This window comes from Bacillus cereus group sp. MG16, assembly GCF_040459875.1.
Lineage (GTDB): Bacteria > Bacillota > Bacilli > Bacillales > Bacillaceae_G > Bacillus_A > Bacillus_A paranthracis.
The window spans coordinates 367,106-383,565 of sequence record NZ_JARVHE010000001.1; the positions used below are offsets into that span (position 1 = coordinate 367,106).

The following is a 16,460-nucleotide window of genomic DNA, read 5'->3' on the forward strand; positions in this document are numbered from 1 at the left end:
TTGTTCATGCGGAAGAAGATTTGATAAGGAAGGAAGTGTACTCTCCTTCCTTTTTCTATATATATTGTCGAAAACTTTACCGAATATCTGTTCGTTTTTTTAGGTTTTTTATGGGCATTCGTGGTAAAATAATAATACAGATTTTTATGAGGAGGTCGGATTTTCTTGGAACGTCAATTTGAAATTGTCTCAGCGTATTCCCCGCAAGGTGATCAGCCGGTAGCTATAGAGAAGCTTGTAAAGGGAATTAATAGTGGAAAGAAAAAGCAAGTGTTGCTTGGGGCGACAGGAACGGGTAAGACATTTACGATTTCAAATGTCATTAAAGAAGTGCAAAAGCCAACACTTGTCATGGCTCACAATAAAACGTTAGCAGGACAGTTATATAGTGAGTTGAAAGACTTTTTCCCGAATAATGCAGTTGAATATTTTGTTAGTTATTACGATTATTATCAGCCAGAAGCGTATGTGCCACAAACAGATACGTTTATTGAAAAAGACGCACAGATTAATGATGAAATTGATAAATTACGTCACTCAGCAACGTCTGCATTATTTGAACGGGATGATGTAATTATTGTTGCGAGTGTTTCGTGTATATATGGTTTAGGTTCTCCAGAAGAATACCGCGAGTTAGTTGTTTCACTTCGAGTTGGTATGGAGAAGGATCGCAATCAATTGCTTCGTGAACTTGTTGATGTTCAGTATGGGCGTAATGATATTGATTTCAAGCGCGGTACATTCCGTGTGCGCGGAGATGTAGTTGAAATCTTCCCGGCATCACTTGACGAGCATTGTATTCGAATTGAGTTTTTTGGCGATGAGATTGATCGTATTCGCGAAGTAAATGCGTTAACAGGAGAAGTATTAGCAGAACGTGATCATGTAGCAATTTTCCCGGCATCTCACTTCGTTACACGTGAAGAAAAGATGAAGGTCGCTATTGAAAATATAGAAAAAGAATTAGAAGAGCGTTTAAAGGAATTAAATGATAACGGCAAGTTGTTAGAAGCGCAGCGTATAGAGCAGCGTACACGTTATGATTTAGAAATGATGCGTGAGATGGGCTTTTGTTCAGGTATTGAAAACTATTCCCGTCATTTAACACTTCGTCCAGCGGGGGCAACGCCGTATACGTTATTAGACTATTTCCCGGAAGATTTCTTAATTGTTATGGATGAGTCGCACGTATCAGTGCCGCAAGTAAGAGCGATGTATAACGGGGACCAAGCGCGTAAGCAAGTGCTTGTGGATCATGGATTCCGTCTGCCATCAGCTTTAGATAATAGACCGCTCACTTTTGATGAGTTTGAAGAGAAAACGAATCAAGTTATTTACGTTTCAGCAACGCCAGGACCGTACGAATTAGAGCAGTCGCCAGAAGTAATAGAACAAATTATTCGTCCAACAGGGCTTTTAGATCCGCCAATTGATATACGACCAATTGAAGGGCAGATAGACGATTTATTAGGAGAGATTCAAGATCGCATTGCAAAAAATGAACGTGTATTAATTACGACTTTAACGAAGAAGATGTCAGAGGATTTAACAGACTACTTAAAAGATGTAGGAATTAAGGTGAATTACCTGCATTCTGAAGTGAAAACATTAGAACGTATTGAAATTATTCGGGATCTTCGCCTTGGTAAGTTTGATGTTCTTGTCGGTATTAACTTATTACGAGAAGGATTAGATATTCCAGAAGTATCACTTGTAGCGATTTTAGATGCTGATAAGGAAGGATTCTTGCGTTCGGAACGTTCATTAATTCAAACAATTGGCCGTGCAGCACGTAATGAAAACGGCCGCGTTATTATGTACGCAGATCGTATAACGAGATCGATGGGAATTGCAATTGAAGAAACGAAGCGTCGTCGCACTATACAAGAAGCTTACAATAAAGAGCATGGTATTACGCCGAAAACGATTCAAAAAGGTGTGCGTGATGTGATACGTGCAACGACAGCTGCTGAAGAGACAGAAACATATGAAGCAACGCCAGCTAAGAAGATGACGAAAAAAGAGCGTGAAAAGACAATTGCGAAGATGGAAGCAGAAATGAAAGAAGCAGCAAAAGCGTTAGACTTCGAGCGTGCAGCTGAATTAAGAGATTTACTATTAGAATTAAAAGCGGAAGGGTGAAAAGAGTGAGTAAGAGCAAGGATTTTATCGTTGTAAAAGGTGCTAGAGCACATAACTTAAAAAATATTGATGTAACCATTCCGAGAAATCAGCTTGTCGTTGTAACGGGATTGTCTGGTTCGGGGAAATCATCATTAGCATTTGATACGATTTATGCAGAAGGGCAGCGCAGATACGTAGAATCGTTATCTGCGTATGCACGCCAGTTTTTAGGACAAATGGATAAGCCGGATGTGGATACCATTGAAGGATTGTCACCAGCGATTTCAATCGATCAAAAAACGACGAGTCGTAATCCACGTTCAACAGTTGGAACGGTAACGGAGATTTATGATTATTTACGTTTATTATTTGCGCGAATTGGTACGCCCATTTGTCCGAATCATGGCATTGAAATTACATCACAAACAGTAGAGCAGATGGTAGACCGTGTTCTTGAATATCCTGAACGTACGAAATTGCAAGTGTTAGCTCCCATCGTGTCAGGACGTAAAGGTGCACATGTAAAAGTACTTGAAGATATTAAGAAGCAAGGATATGTTCGTGTACGTGTTGATGGTGAAATGCTTGATGTGTCTGAAGATATTGCACTAGATAAAAATAAGAAGCATTCTATTGAAGTTGTAATTGACCGTATTGTTGTAAAAGAAGGAATTGCAAGCCGTCTTGCTGATTCACTTGAAAGTGCATTAAAGCTTGGCGGGGGCCGCGTGTTAATCGATGTAATGGGAGAAGAGGAACTGTTATTTAGTGAACATCATGCTTGTCCGCATTGTGGTTTTTCAATTGGGGAATTAGAGCCGCGTATGTTCTCATTCAATAGTCCGTTCGGTGCATGTCCTTCTTGTGATGGACTTGGCTCAAAGCTAGAGGTAGATTTAGAACTTGTTATTCCGAACTGGAATTTATCATTAAATGAACATGCGATTGCGCCTTGGGAGCCGACAAGTTCACAATATTACCCACAGCTTTTACAATCTGTATGTAATCATTACGGCGTTGATATGGATGTGCCTGTGAAAGATATACCGAAAGATTTATTTGATAAAGTATTGTACGGGAGCGGTGAAGAGAAAGTTTATTTCCGCTATGTAAATGAATTTGGTCAAGTAAAGGAAAATGAGATTTTATTTGAAGGTGTTATTCCAAATATTGAACGTCGTTATCGTGAAACGAGTTCGGATTACATTCGTGAGCAAATGGAAAAGTATATGGCAGAGCAAGCTTGTCCGAAGTGTAAAGGTGGGCGTTTAAAGCCTGAGAGTTTAGCTGTTTTCGTTGGCGGAAAAACGATTGCTGATGTAACGAAATATTCTGTTCAAGAAGTACAGGAATTCTTCTCAAGTGTGGAGCTAACAGAGAAACAACAAAAAATTGCTCATTTAATTTTAAGAGAAATTCAGGAGCGCGTTGGGTTCTTAGTGAACGTCGGTTTAGATTATTTAACGTTAAGTCGTGCCGCAGGAACTTTATCAGGTGGTGAGGCGCAACGTATTCGTTTAGCAACGCAAATTGGTTCTCGTCTTACTGGCGTACTTTACATTCTTGATGAGCCTTCTATCGGTTTGCATCAGCGCGATAACGATCGTCTTATTCGTACATTGCAAGAAATGCGTGATTTAGGTAATACGTTAATTGTTGTTGAGCATGATGAAGATACGATGATGGCAGCTGATTATTTACTTGATATCGGGCCTGGCGCAGGTATTCACGGTGGACAAGTCGTATCAGCAGGTACACCAGCTGAAGTGATGCAAGATGAGAATTCGCTAACAGGGAAGTATTTAAGCGGTAAAGAGTTTATTCCAGTTCCACTTGAAAGACGTAAAGGTGACGGACGAAAAGTGGAAATTGTCGGTGCAAAGGAGAATAACTTAAAGAACGCGAAAATGTCATTCCCGCTTGGTACGTTTGTAGCGGTAACGGGTGTATCTGGTTCTGGTAAAAGTACGATGATTAATGAAGTACTATATAAATCGTTAGCGCAAAAGTTATATAAAGCGAAAGCGAAGCCGGGTACTCATAAAGAAATTAAAGGTCTTGAGCATTTAGATAAAGTAATCGATATTGATCAATCGCCAATCGGGCGTACACCACGTTCTAATCCAGCAACATATACAGGTGTATTCGATGATATTCGTGATGTGTTTGCACAAACGAATGAAGCGAAAGTGCGCGGATATCAAAAAGGGCGTTTCAGCTTTAACGTAAAAGGTGGACGTTGTGAAGCGTGCCGTGGTGATGGAATTATAAAAATCGAAATGCACTTCTTACCAGACGTATACGTTCCGTGTGAAGTTTGTCACGGTAAACGTTACAACCGTGAAACGTTAGAAGTGAAATATAAAGATAAAAATATTTCTGAAGTGTTGGGGATGACGATTGAAGACGGAGTAGAGTTCTTCGCTAATATCCCAAAAATTAAGCGTAAACTTCAAACACTTGTAGACGTTGGGCTTGGTTATATGAAATTAGGACAACCAGCTACGACGTTATCTGGTGGTGAAGCACAGCGTGTGAAATTAGCTTCTGAATTACACCGTCGTTCTACAGGGCGTACACTATACATTTTAGACGAGCCAACGACTGGTTTACATGCGCATGATATCGCACGTCTTCTAGAAGTGTTGCAACGTCTTGTTGAGAGCGGTGAGACGGTACTTGTAATTGAACATAATTTAGATGTAATTAAAACAGCGGATTATATCGTTGACCTTGGACCAGAGGGCGGAGACAAAGGTGGACAAATCGTTGCTTCCGGAACACCAGAGCAAGTAGTGAAAGAAGAGCGCTCGTATACAGGTAAGTATTTAAAAGAGATTTTAAATCGTGATAAAGCAAGAATGAAAGAGAAAATAAAAGAAGTAGAGTTATCACAATAAGGGGATTACTAAAAACCGAGTGGCAATGACACTCGGTTTTTCGTTTATAGGGGGAGAAAATGGAGTTTATAGATGTTTTAAGAAAGAAAAATATGAAGGTAAGAGAGTTTCAAAGTTGGGGTGTATGTTTTCGCAAGCGCTGGGAGGATAACTTTGCAAATCATGTAAGTGATGAAGAAAAAGAAGATATTTTTCTTTATGGAGATAAGTATGGGTGTGGGTATCTTTGGCACATATTTAGTTATGAGAGAAAGAAGTGTGTAGAGGGAGAAGAAGCGGAAAACGCGTTTCATAATGAAGTGAAAAAGGATTGCTATATATTCTATCAACATTGTGAAGATGTACTGCTAATAAAAGATGCGAGTTTATTACATATGGATGATATATTACGGGAGACGGACGATATGTATAAAGGCGATATCTATATTGTAGATAAAGAGTTCACTTGGACTTTTGTAAAAACGCATGAACATAGATGGTGTGGGCCTTATTTCGCAAAGGAGTGTTAGTAGGTATACAAGCATGAAGAGTAGAATAAGTTGATATAAGTGTTTGCATGATACTTGCGTTTATTATCTATTAGCGTATGATGAAAGATATATGTTTAAAAGGATGTGTAAGAAAATGAGATGGATTGTATCACTTCTTGTAAATAGTGTTGTGTTAATCGCTGTATCGGGACTTTTAAAAGGGATTGCACCAGACGCGTTTTACGTAGCAAATATACAAACTGCAATTATTGCGAGTATTATTTTGGCTGTTTTAAATGTGTTCGTAAAACCGTTTTTAATTTTAATTACGCTACCAATTACTGTTGTAACTTTCGGTTTCTTCTTAATTGTTATTAATGCGATTACGTTAAAAATAGCAGATTCATTATTAGGAGACGCATTTAATATATCAGGTTTCGGTGTAGCGATCGTTGCGGCAATTTGTATTTCAATTTTTAATATGATTATTGAAAAGGCAATTGTGGAACCTTTATATGAAAAAAAGAGAAAATGACAAAAAGAAAAACATTTCATGATATGTATGAAATGTTTTTTTCTATTTATTAGAAACCGTATTTCTTGTTTCCAGAAAAAAATGGTACAATATCCGGTAGAATGGAATTTTACATCAAATGAGACTGAACCCGCAGCGGAGTGGAGGTTTATACATATGCCGAAAGTAAGGACAAAAGATTTAATTGAACAATTTCAATTGGAGTTAATCAGTGGTGAAGAAGGAATTCATCGTCCGATTGATACAAGTGATTTATCACGACCTGGTATTGAAATGGCAGGATTTTTTACATATTATCCAGCTGATCGCGTGCAGCTTCTTGGAAAGACGGAGCTGACGTTCTTTGACACGTTAACGTCAGAGCAAAAACAAGAGAGAATGAAAGCGCTTTGTACTGAGGAGACGCCATGTATTATTGTAACTCGTAATCAAGATGTACCAGATGAGTTGCTGCAAGCATCGCGTGAATCGGGCATGCCTTTATTACGCTCTTCTCAAACGACAACGAGATTATCAAGTCGTTTAACAAACTATTTAGAAGGTAAGTTAGCACCAACAACAGCTGTTCATGGTGTGTTAGTAGATATTTACGGCGTTGGTGTTTTAATTACAGGACAAAGTGGTGTCGGTAAAAGTGAGACAGCTCTTGAGCTTGTAAAACGTGGTCATCGCCTTGTTGCGGATGATAGTGTGGAAATTCGCCAAGAAGATGAAGACATGTTAGTTGGAAGCTCGCCAGATTTAATTGAGCATTTATTAGAAATTCGTGGTCTAGGCATTATTAACGTTATGACGTTATTCGGTGCAGGGGCAGTGCGAAATTATAAGCGTATTACACTTGTTATTAATCTTGAAATTTGGGATCAAAAGAAAAATTATGATCGCTTAGGTCTTGATGAAGAGAAGATGAAGATTATTGATACAGAACTTACGAAGATTACACTTCCAGTTCGTCCTGGTCGAAACTTAGCTGTTATTATTGAAGTGGCAGCGATGAACTTCCGTTTAAAACGTATGGGAGTCAATGCAGCACAGCAGTTCTCAGAACGATTAATGAGTGCGATTGAGTTAGGAAATCAGGAGTAAACATTGGAGAGGGAGGTCATACATATGCTGTTAGGTTCTGTACCACAGCTTGACCGCGTAGCTATCCAACTTGGACCGTTTCCTGTTTATTGGTACGGGATTATTATCGGTACAGGTGTGCTATTAGGTCTTTGGCTAGCAACTCGTGAAGGAGAAAGGCTAGGTATTCCAAAAGATACATTTGTTGACCTTGTATTAATTGCAGTACCGATCGCTATTCTATTTGCGAGAATGTACTATGTTATTTTTGAATGGGAATATTACGCGCAAAACCCGAGTCAAATTATTAATATTCGTCAAGGTGGTTTGGCGATTCATGGTGGTTTAATCGGAGCTGTTATTACAGGGATTCTTTTTGCGAAACGTCGCGGGGTTTCATTCTGGAAGTTGGCGGATATTGCTGCACCAAGTATTTTACTAGGACAAGCAATTGGCCGATGGGGAAACTTTATGAACCAAGAGGCGCATGGTGATGAAGTAACGAGACAGTTTTTAGAAGGCCTTCATTTACCGGATTTCATTATTAATCAAATGTACATTGATGGTGTGTACTACCACCCGACGTTTTTATATGAATCGTTATGGAATTTTGCGGGAGTAATTCTATTACTTGCATTAAGAAAAGTGAATTTACGCCGCGGGGAATTATTCTTCACATATTTAATTTGGTATTCAGTAGGACGCTTCTTCGTAGAAGGGTTACGTACAGATAGTTTAATGCTAGGGCCACTTCGTATTGCACAAGTAATGTCAATTGGACTTGTTGTTATTTCTATTATTTTCATTATTGTGAGACGGAAGATGGGGCAAGCTGATAAAAGATATTTAGAAAATTAGAGAAAAGTAGCATCTTATTATAAGATGCTGCTTCTTTCATATTCAGGAAAGAGAAAGGACTAAGGCAATGAAAATAAATACAGTGTTATTTGATTTAGATGGAACGTTAATTAATACAAATGAACTTATTATTTCTTCTTTTTTACATACTTTACATACATATTATCCAAATCAATATAAGCGTGAGGATGTATTGCCATTTATCGGTCCATCTTTACATGATACTTTCAGCAAGATTGATGAAAGTAAGGTTGAAGAGTTAATTACGAGCTATCGTCAATTTAACCATGATCATCATGATGAATTAGTAGAAGAATATGAAACTGTATATGAAACAGTTCAAGAGTTGAAGAAGCAAGGTTATAAAGTTGGTATTGTTACAACGAAAGCACGACAAACTGTTGAGATGGGATTAAAGTTATCGAAGCTTGATGAGTTTTTTGATGTTGTTGTGACAATTGATGATGTCGAGCATGTGAAACCACATCCAGAGCCACTTCAAAAAGCGCTTCAGTTATTAGATGCGAAACCGGAAGAAGCATTGATGGTTGGGGATAATCATCATGATATTGTTGGCGGACAAAATGCGGGTACGAAAACAGCTGCGGTTTCATGGACATTGAAAGGTAGAGCGTATTTAGAGGCTTACAAGCCAGACTTTATGCTAGATAAAATGAGTGATTTATTGCCGATTTTGTCCGACATGAATCGTTCGTAAAGATAAGTAGAGGAGCGAGTGAAGTGCGACGGACAACGCGCTATCCTGTTTCAGGAGAAAATTCATTATGGAACGTGTATAAAACAGTGTCTTTTTGGAAGGTAATGAAGAATTTTATTATTATCCAAATTGCACGTTATACACCTTTTTTATCGGTCAAGAATTGGTTATACCGCACATTTTTGCGGATGAAAGTAGGAAAGAAAACATCGTTTGCGCTTATGGTAATGCCAGACATTATGTTCCCGGAAAAGATAACTGTGGGAGAAAATTCGATTATAGGCTATAATACAACGCTTTTAGCACATGAATATTTAATTCGAGAATATCGACTTGGAGAGATCGTTATAGGAAATGAAGTGATGATTGGAGCAAATACGACTATATTACCAGGTGTGAAAATTGGAGATGGTGCGATTGTTTCAGCTGGCACACTCGTTCATAAAGATGTACCGAGCGGTGCTTTCGTAGGTGGAAATCCAATGCGTGTTATTTATACAAAAGAAGAAATAGATGCTAGAGAAGGTTGATGCTAAAAATGTAACATTTCTCTTCTTTTTTAATGAATAAAAAGGAAATAATTGAGTATAATATACTGTTTTGTTTTTTACGGAATCGTTTATACTTATAGATAGAAGAATGTGTGAACGAAGAAAACAAAAAACTGGAGGATATATGGGGAAAAATCAAAGAATATATAAGGAGAACGGACAAGTTATCTCTTTTAATCAATTAGCGGACTTCTTTTATAAAAAAGGGATGAGGGCTTACAAAGGACAAAAATTGCAAGATGCAATTAAATATTTTCGAAGAGCGGCACAAAGCGAGAAGGAGCCGTTTATTTTATGTCAATTAGCAACAGTATTATCTGAGGCTGGTGAATATCAAGAGTCGAATCAAACCTTCTTTAAGCTTGTTAGATCTAATCCAGAACTTGAACAATGTTATTATTTTATTGCAAATAATTATGCGTATATGGGTCTATTTCAGCAGGCGAAGAAGTATGCGGATCGCTATTTAGAAGTTGCAGAAGAGAAGGAATTTGTTGAAGATACATTAGAATTACTTGAAATTATGGAAGAAGAAGCGATGGGTGCGGAAGAGATTGAGGATGAAGATGATTTAATTGTTATGCAGGAAGAAGCCAATCGTTATATTCGTAACGGACAATTGGAAGAAGCGATTGCTACATTAGAAATTGTTACGAAAGACTATCCGGAATTTTGGTCGGGGCATAATAATTTAGCCATTGCGCATTTTCAATCTGGTAATGTAGATAAGGCGCTGAAATTAACTGAAATGATTTTAGATAAAAATCCTGGTAATATACATGCGCTTTGTAATACGCTTATTTTTCTATATTCAATTGGAGAGCATAAACAAGTAGAGGTGTTAGCTGCTCAGTTAGTTTCGGTATATCCGATTTCGTTTGAACATCGTTTGAAACTTGGGACGACACTTGCAACAATTGGTCATTTCGAGCCTGCATATAAATGGTTCAAATTATTAAAGCGTCAAGGATACGAAGGAGACGTTAGTTTCTATTATTGGTTTGCATATTCTGCGTATATGGTGAAAGATCAGCAAGTAGCTGAAAAAATGTGGCAACATGTTGTAGAATTGCACCCTGATAAAAAGGGAAAAGAACCGTGGAATGCATTGAATTTAGCGGATGAAGGACAAAATGTGTTATTTGAAGAATTACGAAAATCATTCCAGCAAAGTGCGACGCTAGAGGAACAAATGCTAGCTTTATATTTAATGAATGAATTATCAACGCCGGAGAAGGTTGGATTCTTCTTTGATGTAACGCAGGCGAAGAATGGTGTTCCAATCGTATCGCAACTTGCAAAGTATTTCTTTTTACTGAATAGCCATAAGAGTATTCCAGCTGATTTACAGCAATTTGAACAGTGCGCGCGAATCGCGGATGCTTTATACAATTATACGAAAAAAGATGATGAATTAATCGAAGAGTGTTTACAATTTTGGTTTTGTACGTTCATACGTTTATATACATCTGGGGCAGTTTTTACAAATGTATACGGCTGGTCAGCTGCGGTTGAATATATCGTACGCAGTGAACAAGGAAATAAGATGACACAGTCGGAGCTCGGAGATGTGTATAATGTATCTGTAGCGACTGTTCGAAAGTATGTGCAAGCCGTTAAGCGTACGCACACATAGATAAGCAAATCATTGGGAAAAAAATGATGCGAACAGTATAATGAGGGTAACTTAATTGTGTAGGAATGGATAGGAGTGAATAGTGTGTCAGAAGAAAAAATTTATGATGTCATTATTATTGGTGCAGGACCAGCTGGTATGACAGCTGCAGTATATACATCTCGTGCGAATTTAAGCACATTAATGCTTGAGCGTGGTATTCCAGGCGGGCAAATGGCAAATACAGAAGATGTAGAAAACTACCCAGGTTATGAGTCTATTTTAGGACCAGACTTATCAAATAAAATGTTCGAGCATGCGAAGAAATTTGGTGCTGAATATGCATACGGTGATGTGAAAGAAGTCATCGATGGTAAAGAATATAAAACAATTATTGCTGGTAAAAAAGAATATAAAGCACGTGCAATTATCGTTGCCAGTGGTGCAGAGTATAAAAAAATTGGTGTACCAGGTGAAACAGAACTTGGCGGCCGCGGTGTATCATATTGTGCGGTATGTGATGGCGCATTCTTTAAAGGTAAAGAACTTGTAGTTATTGGCGGCGGAGATTCTGCTGTTGAAGAGGGTGTGTTCTTAACACGCTTCGCATCAAAAGTAACGATCGTTCACCGTCGTGACACGCTTCGCGCACAGAAAATTTTACAAGATCGTGCTTTCCAAAACGAAAAAGTAGACTTTATTTGGAACCACACGATAAAAGAAATTAACGAAGCAAATGGTAAAGTAGGAAGTGTAACACTTGTAGATGTAAATAGTGGAGAAGAGAAAGAAGTCAAAACTGACGGCGTATTCGTATACATCGGTATGTTACCACTATCAAAACCATTTGTTGAACTAGGTATTACAAATGAAAATGGTTACCTTGAAACAAACGAGCGTATGGAAACGAAAGTTCCTGGTATTTTCGCAGCAGGTGATGTTCGTGAAAAAATGCTACGTCAAATTGTAACTGCAACAGGTGATGGTAGTATTGCAGCACAAAGTGCACAACATTACGTAGAAGAATTATTAGAAGAACTAAAAACTGTATCAGAAAAATAAGGGATAACATACCTTTTGAGAAGAAAGCTACCGATAGGAGCTTTCTTCTTTTTTTGTGTGAAAATGTCAAAGTTTTGTCAAAAAATATTGGGATTATAAGCTTTCTTATTGATATACTGGACTTTACGGAAAAAATCACTATAAGAAATGAGGAATTTATTCAGTATGGAATGGCGTAATATATATCGTGGATTTTGTATGGGCGTTAGTGATTTAATTCCTGGTGTGAGCGGCGGTACAATCGCTGTTGTGTTAGGGATTTATGAACAATTGCTTGCGGCAATTAGTGGATTCTTTAGTCGTGAATGGAAAAAACATTTAGGGTTTTTAATTCCACTTGCAGCTGGTGTGGCAGCAGCGTTTTTAACGTTAAGTCACGTTATTAAATATTTACTTGCAAATCATTATGAACCGACTCAATTTTTCTTCCTCGGTTTAATTATTAGTATATTACCGATGTTAATGAGAGAAGCTGATGCAAAGTCGTCGTTTAAAGGTAAGCATATTGTTTTATTAATCGTTGCAGCAATTCTTGTTGCGATCACAGCTTTCTTTAAACCAGATAAGACAGCAGATCCAATTACGACGTTAACAATTTTAAATGCAATTGGTTTATTTTTCGCAGGATGGATGGCTAGTATGGCTATGTTACTTCCTGGAATTAGCGGATCGTTTATTTTATTAATTATTGGTGTATATCCGACAGCAATTAATGCTTTAACTACACTCAACTTACCTTTAATTGCAGTTATTGGTGCTGGCGTTATGGTAGGGTTCGTTGTAAGTAGTAAAGGAATTAGTTTCTTATTAGATCGATATAAAAGTATGACATTTGCGGCAATTATTGGACTAGTTATCGGTTCGATTGTAATTGTGTTCCCTGGTATTCCAACTGGAGGATTTTCAATTATAAGTTCAATTATTACCTTTATTTTAGGATTTGCGATTGTTACTTATTTCGGTAAGAAGTAAGGGCTGGAGTCCCCTTGGCGATAAAAGTCGTTAAGGGGATTTTTCATGCTATTCACGGAAAGTCCAGGCATTTACATTGCTTGTTATAAAAAGCTTTTTTAAAATTGTTGAGTAGCAGTGCTTAGCGAAAGGGGGACTGGCTCCTTCGTTGTAGCAAACTGTTTTTGATAGTATAATGAAATGAGTATGCAGTGAGAAATTTGCTGCAAGTAGCTGAGGTGAAGAAACATGCAAAGAGTGACAAACTGTGTGTTAATTAGAGATAATGAAGTACTCTTACTCCAAAAACCTCGCCGGAATTGGTGGGTTGCACCAGGCGGGAAAATGGAGCGTGGTGAGACGGTAAGAGATTCCGTTGTTCGCGAGTATCGTGAAGAAACAGGTATTTATTTAAAGAACCCAGCGTTAAAGGGGGTCTTCACCTTTGTCATTCAAGAAGGTGATAAAGTTGTTTCTGAATGGATGATGTTCTCCTTTTTAGCGACAGATTTTGCAGGAGAAAACAAACTAGAGAGCGAAGAAGGCATCATTGGTTGGCATACATTTGATAAAATTGATGATTTAGCAATGGCACCAGGAGATTATCACATTATTGATTATTTAATTAAAGGAAATGGCATAATCTACGGTACATTTGTATATACCCCAGATTTTGAGTTGCTTTCATATCGATTAGATCCGAGTTAAACCGTCAAGGAGAGGATACGATGACAGAGAATAATGATATAAAAATGGTAATTATTACAGGAATGTCTGGAGCTGGAAAGACAGTAGCTTTACAAAGTTTTGAAGATTTAGGATATTTCTGTGTGGATAATTTACCACCGATGTTATTGCCAAAGTTTATTGAGCTTATGGCGGATTCAAAAGGAAAAATGAATAAAGTAGCACTTGGTATTGATTTACGTGGCCGAGAGTTTTTCGAACATTTATGGGAAGCGCTTGATGATTTATCAGAACGTACATGGATTATTCCTCATATTTTATTCTTAGATGCGAAAGATAGCACACTTGTAACTCGTTATAAAGAAACGAGACGCTCGCATCCACTTGCACCAACTGGTCTGCCGTTAAAGGGAATCGAAGCAGAGCGTAATTTATTAACAGATATGAAGGCACGCGCGAATATTGTGCTTGATACATCTGATTTAAAACCGAAAGAATTACGTGAAAAAATTGTTCACCTATTTTCAACTGAAACTGAGCAAGCATTTCGTGTAAATGTTATGTCATTTGGATTTAAGTACGGTATTCCAATTGATGCAGATTTAGTATTTGATGTTCGTTTTTTACCAAATCCATATTACATTCCACATATGAAGCCATTAACAGGACTAGATGAAGAAGTTTCATCGTATGTGCTGAAATTTAATGAGACGCATAAGTTTTTAGAAAAGTTGACGGATCTGATTACTTTCATGTTGCCTCATTATAAAAGAGAAGGCAAAAGTCAACTTGTAATTGCAATTGGATGTACAGGTGGACAGCATCGTTCTGTTACGCTTACAGAATACCTTGGGAAACATTTGAAACCAGAGTATAGTGTTCATGTATCTCATCGTGATGTGGAGAAGAGAAAGGGCCATTAAGGGATGAAAAAAGAGAGAAAGCCTAAAATTGTCATTATGGGAGGCGGAACTGGACTCTCTGTTTTATTAAGAGGATTAAAGCAATATCCTGTTGATATTACAGCAGTTGTTACAATCGCTGATGATGGTGGCAGTTCAGGTAGATTACGTGATGAGCTAGAAATTCCACCTCCAGGTGACATTCGTAACGTACTTGTTGCGTTATCAGATGTAGAGCCACTGGTGGAAGCTTTATTTCAGCATCGTTTCACAACGGGAGATGGGCTGAAAGGTCATGCGTTAGGAAATTTATTATTGGCAGGTATGACCTCGATTACAGGAGACTTCTTCCATGCTATTACAGAAACGAGTAAAGTTTTAAATGTTAGAGGACGTGTATTACCAGCAGCGAATCAAAGTGCAGTACTACATGCGGAACTAGAAGACGGAGAAATTGTAACAGGTGAATCAAAGATTCCTTATTTCGGAAAGAAAATTAACCGTGTCTTTTTAACTCCAGAAGATGTAGAGCCGTTACATGAAACGTTGACTGAAATTAAACGAGCTGATTTACTTGTTTTCGGTCCAGGAAGTTTGTATACGAGTATATTACCGAATTTAGTTGTTAACAAAATTGGGGACGCTGTTCTTGCTGCAAAAGCAAAGAAGGTATATGTGTGTAATGTTATGACGCAAGCTGGTGAAACGATGGGATATACTGCGTTTGATCATGTGCAGGCGTTACATGATCATTTAGGTGAACCATTTATCGATACTGCAATTGTAAATAACCGTGATATTCCTTGTGAATTACGTCAGTTATATGAGGAAGAAATGTCAGCGCCAGTTGTAGTAGATGAAGAGCGTTTTACTGAAAATAATATTAATGTGATTCAAGATCAATTAGCGAAGTATGATGACCGTGTTGTAAGACACGATACATTAAAACTAGCTTCTATTTTATATTCACTGTTGTAGATGTGCGTTGCCTCGTTTGAGGTAACGCTCCTCATTTCATATAGGACAAGATTTTTGTTCCACAATAATCGTATAAGGAGGTGTTGGCTGTGTCATTTGCATCAGAAACAAAGAAAGAGTTGACGAATCTAGAGATGAAGGAATGCTGTGAGAAAGCAGAATTATCAGCGTTACTTCGTATGAACGGATCACTTTCTTTTTCAAACCGTCGTCTATCAATCGATATTCAAACGGAAAATGCAGCAATTGCAAGAAGGATTTATACGCTTTTGAAAAAAGGATATGACGTGACGGTAGAATTACTTGTTCGTAAAAAAATGCGATTGAAGAAAAATAATGTATATATCGTAAGGCTTGTTGAGAAGTCTCGCGAAATATTAGCTGATCTTCATATCGTTCGAGACGACTTTTCATTTATTCGAAATATATCACAAGAATTAATTGAGAAGAAATGTTGTAAACGATCGTATTTACGCGGTGCATTTTTAGCAGGTGGTTCAGTAAATAACCCAGAAACATCATCTTATCATTTAGAGATCTTTTCGTTATATAAGGAACATAATGATGCTATATGTGAACTGATGAACGGATTTGATTTAAATAGTAAGACGTTGGAAAGAAGAAAAGGGTACATTACGTATTTGAAAGAAGCAGAAAAGATTACAGAGTTTTTAAATATTATAGGTGCTCATAATGCACTTTTAAGATTTGAAGACATTCGAATCGTACGTGATATGCGTAATTCTGTAAATCGCTTAGTGAACTGCGAAACAGCTAATTTAAATAAAACAATTGGTGCAGCGCTAAGGCAGATTGAAAATATCCGTTATATTGATGAGACGGTTGGTCTTGATATATTGCCGGATAAACTACGAGAAATTGCGCAATTACGAAGAGATTATCAAGATGTAACATTGAAAGAGTTAGGTGAGATGGTATCCGGGGGGAAAATTAGTAAATCGGGTATTAATCATCGTTTGCGTAAAATTGATGATATTGCAGAGAAATTACGCGCGGGGGAAACGGTAGCAAAAAAATAAGAGG

Annotated in this window: 15 protein-coding genes; all 15 read left to right on the top strand. The window is 37.7% G+C overall.

Features of this window, described 5'->3' with window-relative positions; translation table 11 throughout:
- Window positions 1-165: 165 nt before the first annotated feature.
- The 15 genes from uvrB (at window position 166) to whiA (ending at window position 16,456) form a co-directional block, all read left to right on the top strand.
- On the top strand, window positions 166-2,142 hold the full coding sequence (gene uvrB, locus QCI73_RS01760) for an excinuclease ABC subunit B (RefSeq protein ID WP_327923231.1): 1,977 nt from the start codon (window positions 166-168) through the stop codon (window positions 2,140-2,142).
- 5 nt (window positions 2,143-2,147) lie between these two features.
- Window positions 2,148-5,024 carry an excinuclease ABC subunit UvrA gene (gene uvrA / locus QCI73_RS01765; protein ID WP_327923230.1) on the top strand — a complete coding sequence of 959 codons (2,877 nt, stop codon included), beginning with the start codon at window positions 2,148-2,150 and terminating at the stop codon, window positions 5,022-5,024.
- Between the two features lie 59 nt (window positions 5,025-5,083).
- Window positions 5,084-5,533, top strand: a complete 450-nt coding sequence (locus tag QCI73_RS01770) for a DUF4275 family protein (protein WP_262724439.1) — start codon at window positions 5,084-5,086, stop codon at window positions 5,531-5,533.
- Between the two features lie 115 nt (window positions 5,534-5,648).
- Window positions 5,649-6,029, top strand: coding sequence for a phage holin family protein (locus QCI73_RS01775; protein ID WP_001267308.1), 381 nt, complete (start codon window positions 5,649-5,651; stop codon window positions 6,027-6,029).
- 156 nt (window positions 6,030-6,185) lie between these two features.
- Window positions 6,186-7,115 (top strand): HPr(Ser) kinase/phosphatase, encoded by a 930-nt coding sequence (hprK, locus tag QCI73_RS01780; RefSeq protein ID WP_001127250.1) that lies wholly within the window; start codon window positions 6,186-6,188, stop codon window positions 7,113-7,115.
- Window positions 7,116-7,139: 24 nt separating this feature from the next.
- Entirely contained in the window at window positions 7,140-7,952 is an 813-nt protein-coding gene (gene lgt / locus QCI73_RS01785) for a prolipoprotein diacylglyceryl transferase (protein WP_000924232.1), read from the top strand.
- Window positions 7,953-8,019: 67 nt separating this feature from the next.
- A complete protein-coding gene (ppaX, locus tag QCI73_RS01790) occupies window positions 8,020-8,670 on the top strand; it encodes a pyrophosphatase PpaX (RefSeq protein WP_000700956.1) in 651 nt (216 codons plus the stop codon).
- 23 nt (window positions 8,671-8,693) lie between these two features.
- Entirely contained in the window at window positions 8,694-9,200 is a 507-nt protein-coding gene (locus tag QCI73_RS01795) for an acyltransferase (RefSeq protein ID WP_070807161.1), read from the top strand.
- Between the two features lie 145 nt (window positions 9,201-9,345).
- The gene (locus QCI73_RS01800) at window positions 9,346-10,857 is read left to right on the top strand and encodes a tetratricopeptide repeat protein (protein ID WP_070807160.1); all 1,512 of its coding nucleotides are present in this window, start codon (window positions 9,346-9,348) and stop codon (window positions 10,855-10,857) included.
- Between the two features lie 84 nt (window positions 10,858-10,941).
- Window positions 10,942-11,898, top strand: coding sequence for a thioredoxin-disulfide reductase (gene trxB, locus QCI73_RS01805; RefSeq protein WP_001288072.1), 957 nt, complete (start codon window positions 10,942-10,944; stop codon window positions 11,896-11,898).
- A 165-nt stretch (window positions 11,899-12,063) separates the two neighbouring features.
- The gene (locus QCI73_RS01810) at window positions 12,064-12,870 is read left to right on the top strand and encodes a DUF368 domain-containing protein (protein WP_000455203.1); all 807 of its coding nucleotides are present in this window, start codon (window positions 12,064-12,066) and stop codon (window positions 12,868-12,870) included.
- Between the two features lie 228 nt (window positions 12,871-13,098).
- Window positions 13,099-13,557: an NUDIX hydrolase gene (locus QCI73_RS01815; protein WP_001190080.1), complete on the top strand. Its 459-nt coding sequence runs from the start codon at window positions 13,099-13,101 to the stop codon at window positions 13,555-13,557.
- Window positions 13,558-13,577: 20 nt separating this feature from the next.
- Window positions 13,578-14,459 carry an RNase adapter RapZ gene (gene rapZ / locus QCI73_RS01820; protein ID WP_000138457.1) on the top strand — a complete coding sequence of 294 codons (882 nt, stop codon included), beginning with the start codon at window positions 13,578-13,580 and terminating at the stop codon, window positions 14,457-14,459.
- Between the two features lie 3 nt (window positions 14,460-14,462).
- Window positions 14,463-15,416 (top strand): gluconeogenesis factor YvcK family protein, encoded by a 954-nt coding sequence (locus QCI73_RS01825; RefSeq protein ID WP_000712175.1) that lies wholly within the window; start codon window positions 14,463-14,465, stop codon window positions 15,414-15,416.
- Window positions 15,417-15,505: 89 nt separating this feature from the next.
- Window positions 15,506-16,456 carry a DNA-binding protein WhiA gene (whiA, locus tag QCI73_RS01830; protein ID WP_000006561.1) on the top strand — a complete coding sequence of 317 codons (951 nt, stop codon included), beginning with the start codon at window positions 15,506-15,508 and terminating at the stop codon, window positions 16,454-16,456.
- Window positions 16,457-16,460: the final 4 nt, after the last annotated feature.